Below are 12,802 nucleotides of genomic sequence, written 5' to 3' on the forward strand. Positions count from 1 at the left end.
CACCGAAGCAGGAGGAGCCAAAAGTGGGAGCAACCAAGTCGGTCACCGACGCTAGTTTCGTTGTCGACGTACTCCAGTCCGACAAGCCGGTCTTGGTGGACTTCTGGGCCGAATGGTGCGGACCGTGCCGCAAGGTGTCGCCGCTGCTGGAGGAGATCGCCGGTGAGATGGGCGACCAGGTCAGCATCGTCAAGCTCAACATCGACGAGAACCCGGAGACGGCCCGCGCCTACCGGGTGATGTCGGTGCCGACCCTCACCGTGTTCAAGAACGGCCAGCCGGTGCAGTCGATCGCCGGCGCCAAGCCCAAGGGCGAGCTGGTCAAGCTGATCCAGTCGGCCCTCTGAGCTTCGCAAGCCCCGTCGTCTCGACCCCGTGTCCGGTCCGCCGGAACGGGGTCGAGGCGTTTTGCATCCCTGCGGATCGCCAGCGCATAACCTCGAACCGGGAGGCCGCCGGAGGCCGGTGACCACCTGGTCCTCGTCACGGTGCAGCCACCGCCGTCAGGCCTGGCCAGCCACCGACCGTACAGAGGGGGTCGTGCGTGCGTCCGATCCGTCCCGGTGACCGGGGACCCGCGGTGATCGAGATCCGTGCGGTACTCACCGGCCTGGACCTCCTCTCCAAGACCACCGGCCCGTACGACGACGAGTTCGACGCCGCCACCGAGCGGGCGGTACGGGCCTTCCAGCAGTCCCGAGGGCTCAGCGTCGACGGTCGGGTCGGTGCCGAGACCTGGCGGGCCCTGGACGCCGCCCGCTGGCGCCTGGGGGCCCGCACCCTCTACCACGCGGTGCCGGTGCCGCTCACCGGTGAGGATGTCCGGTCGCTGCAGGAACGACTCCTGGAGATGGGGTACGACGCCGGCCGAGCCGACGCCATCTACGGCATCCGTACCTCCCGGGCGGTGGCCCAGTTCCAGCGGGAGGTGGGGTTGACCCCGGACGGCACCTGCGGCCCGCACACCATGGGGGCGCTACGCCGACTCGGCCGCAAGGTGGTCGGCGGTCGACCCCAGTGGCTGCGCGAATCCGACGCCATCCGGCAGTCCGGTCCCACCCTGGTCGGCCGGACGGTGGTCATCGACCCGGGCCACGGCGGCACCGACTGCGGGGTGGTCGTACCCGACGGGCCCCTGCGGTGGACCGAGGCGGACCTGATGCACGACCTGGCCAGCCGGCTCGAGGGTCGGCTCGCCGCCTCCGGGGTCCGGGTGCAGCTCACCCGGGGGCCGGCGCCGGAGACCTGCCTGCCCGACATCGACCGGGCGCATCTGGCCAACTCCCTCGGCGCGGACGTGTTCGTCTCCCTGCACACCGACGAGCACCCCAATCCGGCTGCCGAGGGGGTCGCCACCTACCACTACGGCACCGACAACGGGGTCACCTCGGCCACCGGGGAACGGCTGGCCGGGCTGGTGCAGCGGGAGATCGTGGCCCGCACCGGGCTGCGGGACTGCCGTACCCACGCCAAGGCGTGGGACCTGCTGCGACTCACCCGGATGCCGGCGGTACGCATCGAGGTCGGTTACCTGACCTCACCGACGGATCGCGCCCGGCTGATCGAACCCCGGTTCCGGGACACCCTGGTCGAGGCGATCGTGGCGGGGGTGCAACGGATGTATCTACCGGACGAACGGGACGTACCGACCGGATCCCTCGATGTCAGTGAACTGCGGGCCGCCGTGGCCGCCGGAAACGTGGTCGACTGACCGCCGCCGTCCATGGCCCTCAGACGGTGGTCGAGCGGGTGGCCGGGGTGGGGCGTACCGGGCGCAGCAGGGACTCCGGGCTCATCGAGCCGAGCAGCTTCTCCAGCGCGTATTCCACGTCTGACTTCCAGCTCAACGCCGTCCGCAGTTCCAGACGCAGGCGGGGATAGCGGGGGTGCGGCCGGACGGTCTTGAAGCCGACCGAGAGGAAGAAGTCCGCAGGGGCGACGCAGGCACCCGCCGGGTCGGCCGCGTCACCGAACTTGGCATCGCCGAAGGCCTCGATCGCCTTGATCCCCCGCTTGGTCAGATCACGGGCGACCCCCTGCACCAGCATCCGGCCCAGCCCGCCGCCGGCGAAGGCGGGAACCACGTTCGCCGTCATCAGCAGCGCCGCGTCGGCGGAGACCGGCGAGGTCGGAAACGCCATCGAACGGGGCACGTACGCCGGTGGGGCGTACATGACGAACCCGGCCGGCATCCCGTCGACGTAGATCAGCTTGCCGCAGGAACCCCACTCCAGCAGGGTCTGCGAGACCCAGGCCTCCTTCTCCAGGCCAGGGTCACCAGCCGCACAGGCACGGTCGGCGGAAACCGGATCCAGCTCCCAGTAGACACATTGCCGGCACGGACGGGGCAGGTCCTCCAGGGTGTCCAGGGTCAGGCTGACCAGACGTCGCGACATTGAGTGCTTCCCCACACTAGGCTCGGCAATGGGACCGGCTCGGACGCCACTCCGCCGCATCCCCGCCCCGACGAGCGATCGTACGCCGCCGATCGGCGACGCGGGAGAGGACAGCTGAACGCCCACCTCAGGGCGGTTGCAGGCCGGTCCGGTATGTGGACGGGCGAAGAATCACACGAGCCGTCGGCGCTGTCCGGCGGCTAGGATCGGCACTCGGCGCGCCGTGCCGCCATGGTCGCCGCAGTCCCGGGTATCCGGGGCGGGAGCCGTCTGCGCAGCATCGAGGTGATGTCATGACCGGCACGACACTCGACGATTACACCGACCGGTACGCCCGCCGGGTGCGGGGGATGACCGCCTCGGAGATCCGGGCCCTGTTCGCGGTCGCCAGCCGACCGGAGGTCGTCTCCCTGGCCGGTGGTGCCCCGTACATCGCCGCGCTGCCGCTGGACGCGGTGGGTGAGATGCTCGGCCGGCTCAGCAGCGAGCACGGGGCCACCACCCTCCAGTACGGCATCGGCCAGGGCACCCTGGACCTGCGCGAGCGGATCTGCGAGGTGATGTCCCTCTCCGGCATCGACGCGGCCTGCGGGGCTTCACCGGACGACGTGGTGGTGACCGTCGGAGGGCAGCAGGCTCTCGACCTGGTGGCCCGACTCTTCCTGGACCCGGGTGACGTGGTACTCGCCGAGGGACCGACCTACGTCGGCGCTCTCGGGGTCTTCCAGGCCGCCCAGGCGCAGGTCGTGCACGTACCGATGGACGAGGACGGGCTGATCCCGGAGGCCCTGGAGACGGCCATCGCGGAGCAGGCCCGGGCCGGTCGGCGGGTCAAGTTCCTCTACACCATCCCGACCTACCAGAACCCGGCCGGAGTGACGCTGACCGAGGAGCGCCGGGAGCGGGTGCTGGACATCTGCGAACGGGCCGGTCTGCTGGTGGTCGAGGACGACCCGTACGGTCAGCTGGGTTTCGAGGGGTCGGCCCCCGCACCCCTGCGGGCCCGGCGCCGCCACGGGGTCTTCTACCTCAGCACCTTCTCCAAGACCTTCGCCCCGGGGCTGCGGGTGGGCTGGATCCTGGCCCCACACGCCGTACGCGACAAGCTGGTCATCGCCAGCGAGGCCCAGATCCTCTGCCCCAGCGCGTACGCGCAGGCGGCCGTCAGCACCTACCTGAGCACCATGCCCTGGCGTGAGCAGCTCAAGGTCTACCAGGAGGTCTACCGGGAACGGCGGGACGCGATGCTGGCCGCCCTGGCCGACCTGATGCCGGCCGGGACCAGGTGGACCAAACCGGCCGGTGGCCTCTTCGTCTGGGCCACCCTGCCGGACGGGCTGGACTCGAAGGCGATGATGCCGCGGGCCATCGCCGCCCGGGTCGCCTACGTGCCGGGCACCGGTTTCTACGCCGACGGCAACGGGGCCAGCAACATCCGGCTGAACTTCTCCTTCCCACCCCCGGAGCGGATCCGGGAGGGGGTGCGCCGGCTGGCCGGCGTGATGGAGCAGGACATCGCCATGCGGCGGGTGTTCGGCACGGTTGGCGGGCCGGGCACCCGGCGTGGCCAGGCCGGCTCGGACACCCCGGGACCCGACTTGGCATGATGCCCGACATGGGTGCTGCCGCTGCCGAAGGAACTGACGTGTCCGGTCCCACCGCCGAAGACCTGCACGTGGTCGTCCTGGCCGGTGGCCTGTCGTACGAACGGGACGTGTCGCTGCGCTCGGGCCGCCGGGTGCTGGACGCCCTGCGGTCGGTCGGGGTACCGGCCGAGTTGCGCGACGCCGACGTGGCCCTGCTGCCGGCGCTGGCCGCCGATCCGCCGGACGCCGTGGTGATCGCCCTGCACGGGGCCACCGGGGAGGACGGCTCGCTGCGCGGGGTGCTCGACCTCTGCGGGATCCCGTACGTCGGGTGTGACGCCCGGGCCTCCCGCCTGGCCTGGGACAAGCCCTCGGCCAAGGCCGTGCTCCGGGAAGCCGGCATCGCCACCCCCGACTGGGTGGCCCTGCCTCACGACCGGTTCAGCGAGTTGGGCGCGGTGGCGGTGCTGGATCGCATCGTCGACCGGCTGGGGCTGCCGCTGATGGTCAAGCCCGCCCAGGGCGGTTCCGGCCTCGGCGCCGCCGTGGTCCGGGACGCGGGGTCCCTGCCGGCCGCCATGGTCGGTTGTTTCGCGTACGACCCCACCGCCCTCGTGGAGCGCTACGTGCCCGGCATGGACGTAGCGGTCTCCGTCATCGACCTGGGCGACGGGCCCCAGGCTCTGCCGCCGGTCGAGATCGTGCCGCGCAACGGCGTCTACGACTACGCGGCGCGCTACACCGCCGGCCGGACCACCTGGCACACCCCCGCGCGACTGGAACCGGCCGTCGCCGAGGCGGTGGGCGAGGTGGCGCTGGCCGCCCACGCGGCCCTCGGGCTACGCGACCTCAGCCGGGTGGACCTGATCGTCGACGCGGCCGGACAGCCGCACGTCCTGGAGGTCAACGTCTCCCCGGGGATGACGGAGACCTCGCTGCTGCCACTGGCGGTGCAGGCGGCCGGGCTGGACTTCGGCCGGGTGATCGGGTCCCTGGTCGCCCGCGCCGCAACTCGCCGCTGACCCCTCCACAGCACCTGGCCACGGGCGCCAGCTACAGCGTGGGCTCTTGGGCCAGCTCGACGGTCCCCCTAGCCCTCCGGAGTACCCGGTTGCGTGCCCGCTCGGTCTGGATGATTCCTGGCACCGCTAGCGCACGCTTGCTGGGCGTTCGCGCACGCCTAGGGGTGCCGTTGCCTCACGCCTGCGGGTGCCGTTGACTTCACGTCGTTCGTTCACGGCCTGCGGGCCGGAGGTTGCTCACGCCTGCGGGCCGGGGTCGCTAAAGGCGGCCGGCCGGGTTTGCTCACGCCTGCGGGCCTGAAGTCGCTTTCTTACTCCCAGCGGTAGGCCCGGTCGGGGTCGCCGCATCGGCCTCCTCGGTCGGCAGTTCTTCCGGCTCGGCCGGGACTTCCTCAGCGTCGGACCCAGCCTCCTGTTCCGGGATGCTGCGCTGCGGTGGCAACGCCTCGGCCGCCTCGGCCGAGGGGGTGGTGGCCGGCGCCTCGGTAGCGGGCTCGACCACTCCGCCCGGCGCATCGGGAGGCTCCGCGGTCTCCCCGATGGCGTCCAGCAGCGACCCGCCTTCGGTCGGTTCACCCTTGGCCGGGGCGGACTGCGCGGCGAGGCTGGATGGGGCCTGCCACTGAATTCGGGGCGGCTCGGCCAGCGGACGTCCACCGAACTCCGCCAGCCAGGCGGCCACCAGGGCCAGGTTCTCCCGCCACTTCTCCTCCGAGATGGGCGGCAGGATCGAGTCCCAGAGGGAGAGGAAGGTTCCCCGCAACTGGAGCCGCCCGTACGGACGGGCGAGGAACCACATGTGCAGGTGAGCCGAGCCGTCTCCCCAGCGGTTGACATGGACCCGAGCCACCCCGTCCAGGGACCGGATGGCGCGTTCCAGTCGGACGGTCATCACCCCCAGCTCGGCGGCGAGGAGGTTGGGCAGGTCCCCCAGGTCCAGGTGGGATCGGGATTCCAGGATGAGAACCATCGGCAGGCCGGTAGGGCGGTCCATCGCACGTACGCGCCACCGCTCACCGACCCAGATGTAGGCGTCGTCCGGCGCCTGGCAGGCGGTGCATTCCCGGTGCGCCTCGCCCTTGCGGGGCGGCTCTACCGGAACGGGATCGTCGAGGCGTTTGACCCGCAGGTCACCCTCGAAGGGGAAGGACGGCCAGTGGGTGAAGTCCGGAACTGAGGGAGGGGTGTCGGGCACGAGGCTGACCCTAACCGAGTCCGGCACCCCTGTCCCCACCCGAATCGAGTTCGCCTCAGCCGGTGGTCTCGGTGTCGACTCGGGCCGCCCCTGGCCGTTGTCCCCAGGGATATCCACAGGCTGTCCGATGGTCTCGGCAGACCGGCAAGCCCTGCCTCAACAAGGGCTTTCGGTAGTTGTTCCACGTGAAACGGCGCCGGGCTGTGGATAACGGGTGTGGATAACATTTCCGGGTCTGGACGACCTGTAGGGGCGACATCCGCCCGGATCCGGAGGCCCGTTTCACGTGAAACCGAGCACCGGCTCGATGCGATTCTTGGGCGCCGGGGAGACCGATCGTCGTCCCTCCTGCGACGCCCGCTGACGGAGTGCCGACCCTTCTAGGTAACGCGGGTGTCTGGCTGGTGACGACCCGCCTGGGACGGCGGACGTGAAAGAGGCCGACCAGCCTCCGGTCCCGGCCACTCCACGAGAGCTAGGCCGTTCTGCGGGCAAGCAGTTCGACAGGGATCGTGGCCGACAGGTCACCTGCGCGCGACGGCGGGCCGCCCTGCGGTCTCGCGGTGGTCCCGGCGGTGACCGCCGGATCGTGGCCGCTGGTCGCCCTGGGGCCACCCGAACGATGGTCCGGCATTCGAACCCCACCCCACTGCCTTCACTCAGCCTGGCTCCCGCTCAGGCCGCCAAAGCCAGCTTCATGTCCTGGGTGGGCACATGCCCGTCGTCGATAGGGCCTGACTCCCGTTCACCCCTGGCTCTTACACCCCCTGGCCCCACTCTCGGCCTGCCGGCGGTCTCCGCCGATGGGGCCCGACGGAGACCGCCCTGGCTCCCGCTGAGCCTTGGCCTCACTTCCTCTAGCAACCCATGTCCAGCCCGGCACACCACTCGACTGTCCGCCCCGCACCTACGCACCCGGCGTTGGTGGCTTGGCCCGGCACGCCCCTCAGTGAGACGCCCGATCGGCAACTCCGAGACTGATCAGGTTCGGCACGGTCCGCATGCGGTGCTCCGGTGGCCTCCGCCGCGAACCTGCTGGCCCGCCCTCGGCTGAGGAAGGAGCCTTCCGGCGCCCAGGCGACGACCTCTGCGGCGTTTCACGGGAAACGGGCCCGGAACGGTTTCACGTGAAACTGGCCCAGCAGAACGGCCGCACCTTCCGAAGAAGATGCGGCCGTTGTCGGGGGGTCGTCGCCCCTCAGCCCTCCGGCTGATTCCGGTCCACCCCGATGAGGTCGACGATCCGCTCCAGGTCGTCGACCGTGGCGAACTCGATAGTGATCTTGCCCTTGCTCCGGCCGATGTCGACCTTGACCCGGGTGTCGAAGCGATCGGAGAGCCGGTCGGCCAGATCATTCAGCCCGGGGGCGTGCGGCTTGGCCCGACGCTTGGCCGGCTCCTTCTTCCCGGTGCCCTCGCTCAGCGAGAGCGCGACGATCTCTTCCGTCGCTCGTACCGACAGGCCCTCGGCCACGATCCGCAGCGCCAACTGCTCCTGGGCCTCGGAGTCCTCCAGACTCAGCAGCGCCCGAGCGTGCCCCGCCGAGAGCACCCCGGCGGCTACCCGGCGCTGCACCGGTGCCGGCAGGTTCAGCAGTCTGATGGTGTTGGAGATCTGCGGTCGGCTGCGGCCGATCCGGCGGGCCAGCTCCTCGTGGGTGGCCCCGAACTCCTCCAGCAGCTGCTGATAGGCCGCGGCCTCTTCCAGCGGATTCAGATTGGCCCGGTGGATGTTCTCCAGCAGTGCGTCCCGGAGCATCGCATCGTCGCGGGTGTCCCGGACGATCGCCGGGATGGTCTCCCGCCCGACCGCCTGGGCTGCTCGCCAGCGCCGCTCGCCCATGACGAGTTCGAACTTCTCGTCGTCGAGTTGCCGGACCACGATCGGTTGGAGGAAGCCGACCTCCCGGATCGAGGTCTTCAGCTCCTCCAGGGCCTCCTCGTCAAAGACCTGCCGGGGCTGTTTCGGGTTGGGCACGATCGAGTCGACCGGGATCTCGGCGAAGCGTGCGCCGGGCACCGGGCTCAGGATCGGATCAGGGGCGATCGCCGGAGCCGGCGACAGCACCACAGGTGCCATCTCGACGGCCTGCGCCGCGCTCGCTTCGGCCGGGATCACGGCAGAACCAGCACCGGCATCCGGTGCCGGTCCGGTCGGAATCAGGGCCCCCAGGCCCCGTCCCAGACCGCCCCGAGGACGGTTCTTCATGCCACGCCTCCCAGCGCCTCATCCGCACTACGCATTCCGGCTCACCGGCTCCTTGACGCCCCGCTCGGCGATCTCCTGAGCGGCTTCGAAGTAACTCGTCGCCCCCCGCGATCCGGGATCGTAGGTCATCACCGACTGGCCGTAGCTGGGCGCCTCGGAGACCCGGACGTTACGGGGGATGACCGCCTGCAGCACCTTGTCACCGAAGTGGTTCCGCACATCCTGCTCGACGGCGTCGGCGAGCCGGGTACGCCGGTCGTACATGGTCAGCAGGATGGTGGACACCTCAAGCCGCGGGTTGAGGTGTTGGCGTACCAGATTGATGTTGTTGATCAGTTGGTTCAGCCCTTCCAGCGCGTAGTACTCGCACTGAATGGGAATGAGAACCTCCTGGGCGGCCACCAAGGCGTTCACCGTCAACAGGCCCAGCGACGGCGGGCAGTCGATGAAGACGTAGTCGAAGTGCCCGGGGTAAGCGTCGATCGCCCGGGCCAGCCGGGACTCGCGGGCCACCACGGAGACCAGTTCGATTTCCGCGCCGGCCAGGTCGATCGTGGCCGGTACGCACCAGAGGTTCGGGATGCCCTCGACCCCCTGTGCCACCTCCTCCAGGGGCACGCTGTTGATCAGACAGTCGTACACGTCCGGCACCCCGGTGTGGTGCGGAACGTTCAGCCCGGTGGAGGCGTTGCCCTGCGGGTCGAGGTCCACCACCAGTACCCGGTTGCCGTGCAGGGCCAGCGCCACTGCCAGGTTGACCGTGGTCGTGGTCTTCCCCACGCCGCCCTTCTGGTTGGCGACGCACATCACCCGGGTCCGTTCCGGCCGAGGCATGGTCACCTCGCCACTGGGATTCAGGATCTGCACGGCGCGCATCGCCTCCATAGCCAACGGTGGGTCATCCTCTTCGCGCGTCGGGGTTTCACGTGAAACGTACGCGGCCTCGGGTGCTGCCGGCTCGTAGGGGCCGGCGGGCGTGTCGGACGCAGGCCGAGGGTCCGGCACGGGCTGGTACGAGGGTGCCGCCTCGAAACGTGCCGAGGCCGAGGTGTTTCGACGGATCGGAATCACCCGCGCCTCCGGGGTGGCATTGCCCGGGCGAGCCGCTGAATCCGGCCCCTCCCGACCCGCCTCTCCGCTGCGCGGCCACGGCGCATCCGCTGGGGACTCCTCCGCGTGAGGGTCTGACGGGTTCGACCCGGCCCCGGAGGACCGCCAACCCGGGTATTCGGTTTCACGTGAAACAGGGTCACCAGCGGACCCGGTCACGCGCGGATCGTCATACCTGCCGTCGTCATGCACCTGTCATCCCTGCCCGCTTCGGATGGTCGGTCCGCACCCGTCAGCCGGGCCACTCGCGTTGTCTCGCAGAGGTGTCGCCCGGCAGGAGGGGCAGGCCAAGAGAAGATCCATCGCCGCCCGCTCCAACACTATCGACGCGCGGCCAGCCTACGGCCCATGGGCGTGGCCGGTCCATGTTGGGTTCGCAACCCGCCGGATTACACCCACATTGACCGCTGCCCGGCGGGGAACATGAGCCCCGTTCACCGCTGCGGGCGGGACCTCTTTCCCCGGGCCTTCTTGACCGCAGCACGGGCCGCAGCACCCACCAGACGGTCTCGCGCGATCTCGACCACCACGGTGGGCGGGTCGATGATGCCCTCGCCGCACCGGTGCAGCACGGGCTCCGCCCCGCCCAGGCGATGCACCGCCGGAGCGTGTTCGACGATCTCCTCTGCCGCCGAGGCGCCCTTGAGGGCCACCAGCCGGCCACCCAGCACCGCCAGCGGCAGGCACCAGGCGGCCAGTCGGTCCAGGGGCGCCACCGCACGGGCGGTCACCACGTCGGCCTGCAACGGGTCGGGTCCCGTCGCGGCCTCCTCGGCCCGACCTCGCCGCACCTCAACGTCCAGCCCCAACTCCTCCACCGCCTCGGCGAGGAAGGCGGTGCGACGGGCCAGTGGTTCCAGCAAGGTCACCCGCAGGTCGGGACGGGCGATGGCGAGCACCAGCCCGGGCAGTCCCGCCCCGGACCCCACGTCGATCACGGTGGCGCCGTTCGGAATCAACTCACCCACCACCGCGCAGTTCAGCAGATGCCGGTCCCAGATCCGAGGTGCCTCGCGGGGCCCGATGAGGCCGCGTACGACACCGTCGGTGGCCAGCAGTTCGGCGTACGCGGCAGCCAGATCGAGCCGATCACCGAAGAGTCGCCCGGCCGCCCCGGCCAACTCCGGTGGCAACACCGCCACAGCCGGGTCGGGCGAGGCAGGGTGTCCGGGCCGGACAGCCGGCGGCCCGGGCGGCGTGCCACCCGGGCCGGTCGGGACACCCTGGAGGTCGTCTCGGTTCACCCGCTCAGTCCGCGGGGCGGACGACGATCCGCCGGTTGGGCTCGACACCTTCAGACTCGCTCTCCACCCCGTCGATCGCGTTCACCACGTCGTGCACGCACTTACGCTCGAAGGCGGACATCGGCTCCAGCCGCACCGCCTCGCCGTGCTCCTTGACCTTCTCGACGGCGTTACGCGCCACCGCGGCCAGTTCCTTGCGCCGGCCGGCCCGGTAGCCACCCACGTCGAGCAGCAGTCGGCTGGGTGACCCGGTCTGCCGGAAGACGGCCAGTCGGGCCAACTCCTGGAGGGCTTCGAGGGTGGCACCCCGCTGACCGACGAGATTCTGCAGGCGGCCGCCGACCACCTCGACCACCGGTCGACCACCGGACACCAACTCGTCGATGTCGCCGTCGTAGTCGAGGATGTCGAGGAGCCCCTCGACATAGTCGGCTGCGATCTCACTCTGCCGGAACAGGTCGCCCTCACTCTTGGACGGCGCCGCCTCGGTCGCCTCAGGCTCGCCGTCTACCGGAGCCGCCGCAGTCGGCTCCTCGTCCGTGGGCTGGTCGGCGCGGGGGATGCTGGTGTCGGTCACGGTTCATCTCCGTACTCGCTCGGCCGGACCTGCGGTCCGCTGGTTCCCCGGGGCCGGCGGGACCTCGCCGGTGCCCACGGGCACGTCTGTAGGGGCAGTCTCGCCCCTCCACCGCGACCTGCGCGGCGCTTCCCGCCTGCGGCGCCGGCCTCTCGGCGGCAGCACGTCACGCGACGGGCCGTCACCGGCTTCCCGGCGACGGCCCGGAGGGTTCAGCCCTGCCGCTTGGCGGGGCGGCCCTTCTTCGGGTTGGCCGGCTTGGCCCCCGGCTTCGGGCCGGCGACCTTCGGCGCGGCCGGCTTGGTCGGCTCCGGGGCGGGCTTGCTGCGGCCGAACAGGCCGGTGGTCTTCGCCGGCTGCTGCTTGCCGGTGCCCGGCTTGCTGGTAGCGGTCACCGGCGGGGGAAACTTCCGCAGCACCCACTGCTGCTGGCCGAGGGTGAAGAGGTTGTTGGTGACCCAGTAGATGATCACACCGATCGGGAAGATCGCGCCGGAGACCAACAGGGACAGCGGGATGCCGTAGAGCATCAGGCGCTGGATCATCCGCTGCTGGGGGTCCTCCGCCCAGCCCGTCTTGAGGATCATCTGACGGCTGGTGAGGTAGGTGGTGCCCATCATCACCAGCACCAGCACACCGGCCATGATCTTGACGGTGGTGCCGTTGGCCCCGAGCTGGGCCAGCTCCGCCGCCGTGGAGCCGAACTTGCTGGCGATCGGGGCGGTGAACAGGGTGGCGTCCGAGGCGCTGTTGAACTGCTCGACCGTCCAGCCGTAGATGTCCTTGTTGGTCTTCCCCGGATCCGGGTTCAGCCGGCGCAGCACGTGGAAGAGGCCGAGGAAGACCGGGATCTGGAGGAACATCGGAAGGCAGCCCATCAACGGGTTGGCCTTTTCCTTCCGATAGAGCTCCATCATCTCTTTCTGGAGCGTCTCCCGGTCACCCTTGTGCTTCTCCTGCAGGGCCTTCACCTGCGGCTGAAGCGCCTGCATCGCCCGCTGCGACTTGATCTGCTTGACGAAGATCGGGAAGAGGATCACCCGGACGGTGACCACCAGGAAGATGATGGCCAGGATCCAGGACCAGTTGGTGCCGATGACCGTGGTGTCCGGAACCCCGATGGCGTCCCAGGCCGAATGCCAGGCCAGCAGGATCCACGAGATCGCGTAGTAGATCCAGTCGAGACTAAACACTCAGGCTCCAGTCACGTCGGCAGCTCGGCGGTCGCCCGGCTCCGGTACCGGGTCGTATCCACCAGGATTGAATGGATGGCAGCGCGACAGTCGCCGGACCGTCAGCCCGGCTCCCCGAAAGGCGCCGTGTCGGGTGACCGCCTCCAGGGCGTACGCGCTACAGGACGGGTAGAACCGACAGCGGGCCGGCAGTGCCGGACTTATCCACCGACGGTACGCGATGATGGGCAGGGCCAACATCCGGGCACCGAGGCTGGTCGGCGGGCCCAC

The 12,802-nt window shown here is 70.3% G+C and carries 12 protein-coding genes; 4 read left to right on the forward strand and 8 right to left on the reverse strand.

Going from position 1 to position 12,802, the window contains the following annotated elements:
• The first annotated feature begins 23 nt into the window (after nt 1-23).
• Nucleotides 24-347: a thioredoxin gene (gene trxA / locus ABZ795_RS18780; protein ID WP_327023523.1), complete on the forward strand. Its 324-nt coding sequence runs from the start codon at nt 24-26 to the stop codon at nt 345-347.
• A 197-nt stretch (nt 348-544) separates the two neighbouring features.
• The gene (locus tag ABZ795_RS18785) at nt 545-1,711 is read left to right on the forward strand and encodes an N-acetylmuramoyl-L-alanine amidase (RefSeq protein ID WP_327023522.1); all 1,167 of its coding nucleotides are present in this window, start codon (nt 545-547) and stop codon (nt 1,709-1,711) included.
• A 19-nt stretch (nt 1,712-1,730) separates the two neighbouring features.
• Here the strand turns inward: ABZ795_RS18785 and ABZ795_RS18790 are convergent, their stop codons facing one another.
• Nucleotides 1,731-2,396 carry a GNAT family N-acetyltransferase gene (locus tag ABZ795_RS18790; RefSeq protein WP_327023521.1) on the reverse strand — a complete coding sequence of 222 codons (666 nt, stop codon included), beginning with the start codon at nt 2,394-2,396 and terminating at the stop codon, nt 1,731-1,733.
• 293 nt (nt 2,397-2,689) lie between these two features.
• On the opposite strand from ABZ795_RS18790, the gene ABZ795_RS18795 reads away from it, so the two are divergent.
• The gene (locus ABZ795_RS18795) at nt 2,690-4,003 is read left to right on the forward strand and encodes a PLP-dependent aminotransferase family protein (RefSeq protein WP_357531270.1); all 1,314 of its coding nucleotides are present in this window, start codon (nt 2,690-2,692) and stop codon (nt 4,001-4,003) included.
• 8 nt (nt 4,004-4,011) lie between these two features.
• Nucleotides 4,012-5,004: a D-alanine--D-alanine ligase gene (locus ABZ795_RS18800; RefSeq protein ID WP_357531271.1), complete on the forward strand. Its 993-nt coding sequence runs from the start codon at nt 4,012-4,014 to the stop codon at nt 5,002-5,004.
• A gap of 283 nt (nt 5,005-5,287) precedes the next feature.
• Here the strand turns inward: ABZ795_RS18800 and ABZ795_RS18805 are convergent, their stop codons facing one another.
• The 7 genes from ABZ795_RS18805 to yidD form a co-directional block, all read right to left on the reverse strand.
• Nucleotides 5,288-6,199, reverse strand: coding sequence for a hypothetical protein (locus ABZ795_RS18805; RefSeq protein ID WP_357531272.1), 912 nt, complete (start codon nt 6,197-6,199; stop codon nt 5,288-5,290).
• Nucleotides 6,200-7,397: 1,198 nt separating this feature from the next.
• Nucleotides 7,398-8,408: a ParB/RepB/Spo0J family partition protein gene (locus tag ABZ795_RS18810; RefSeq protein WP_357531273.1), complete on the reverse strand. Its 1,011-nt coding sequence runs from the start codon at nt 8,406-8,408 to the stop codon at nt 7,398-7,400.
• A 27-nt stretch (nt 8,409-8,435) separates the two neighbouring features.
• Nucleotides 8,436-9,710: an AAA family ATPase gene (locus tag ABZ795_RS18815; RefSeq protein ID WP_327023516.1), complete on the reverse strand. Its 1,275-nt coding sequence runs from the start codon at nt 9,708-9,710 to the stop codon at nt 8,436-8,438.
• A gap of 242 nt (nt 9,711-9,952) precedes the next feature.
• Nucleotides 9,953-10,660: a 16S rRNA (guanine(527)-N(7))-methyltransferase RsmG gene (gene rsmG / locus ABZ795_RS18820; protein WP_357531335.1), complete on the reverse strand. Its 708-nt coding sequence runs from the start codon at nt 10,658-10,660 to the stop codon at nt 9,953-9,955.
• A 106-nt stretch (nt 10,661-10,766) separates the two neighbouring features.
• On the reverse strand, nt 10,767-11,339 hold the full coding sequence (locus tag ABZ795_RS18825; protein WP_327023515.1) for a R3H domain-containing nucleic acid-binding protein: 573 nt from the start codon (nt 11,337-11,339) through the stop codon (nt 10,767-10,769).
• A 212-nt stretch (nt 11,340-11,551) separates the two neighbouring features.
• The gene (gene yidC, locus ABZ795_RS18830; protein WP_327023514.1) at nt 11,552-12,532 is read right to left on the reverse strand and encodes a membrane protein insertase YidC; all 981 of its coding nucleotides are present in this window, start codon (nt 12,530-12,532) and stop codon (nt 11,552-11,554) included.
• Nucleotides 12,533-12,772, reverse strand: coding sequence for a membrane protein insertion efficiency factor YidD (gene yidD, locus ABZ795_RS18835; RefSeq protein ID WP_357531336.1), 240 nt, complete (start codon nt 12,770-12,772; stop codon nt 12,533-12,535).
• Between the last annotated feature and the right edge of the window lie 30 nt (nt 12,773-12,802).

Source organism: Micromonospora sp. NPDC047134 (assembly GCF_040643455.1).
Lineage (GTDB): Bacteria > Actinomycetota > Actinomycetes > Mycobacteriales > Micromonosporaceae > Micromonospora.

Bases quoted from the DNA above. Each gene is read 5' to 3' on its own strand.
- ABZ795_RS18790 (WP_327023521.1), bottom strand. From the start codon at position 2,396: ATGTCGCGACGTCTGGTCAGCCTGACCCTGGACACCCTGGAGGACCTG.
- ABZ795_RS18795 (WP_357531270.1), top strand. From the start codon at position 2,690: ATGACCGGCACGACACTCGACGATTACACCGACCGGTACGCCCGCCGG.
- ABZ795_RS18800 (WP_357531271.1), top strand. From the start codon at position 4,012: ATGGGTGCTGCCGCTGCCGAAGGAACTGACGTGTCCGGTCCCACCGCC.
- ABZ795_RS18810 (WP_357531273.1), bottom strand. From the start codon at position 8,408: ATGAAGAACCGTCCTCGGGGCGGTCTGGGACGGGGCCTGGGGGCCCTG.
- yidD (WP_357531336.1), bottom strand. From the start codon at position 12,772: ATGTTGGCCCTGCCCATCATCGCGTACCGTCGGTGGATAAGTCCGGCA.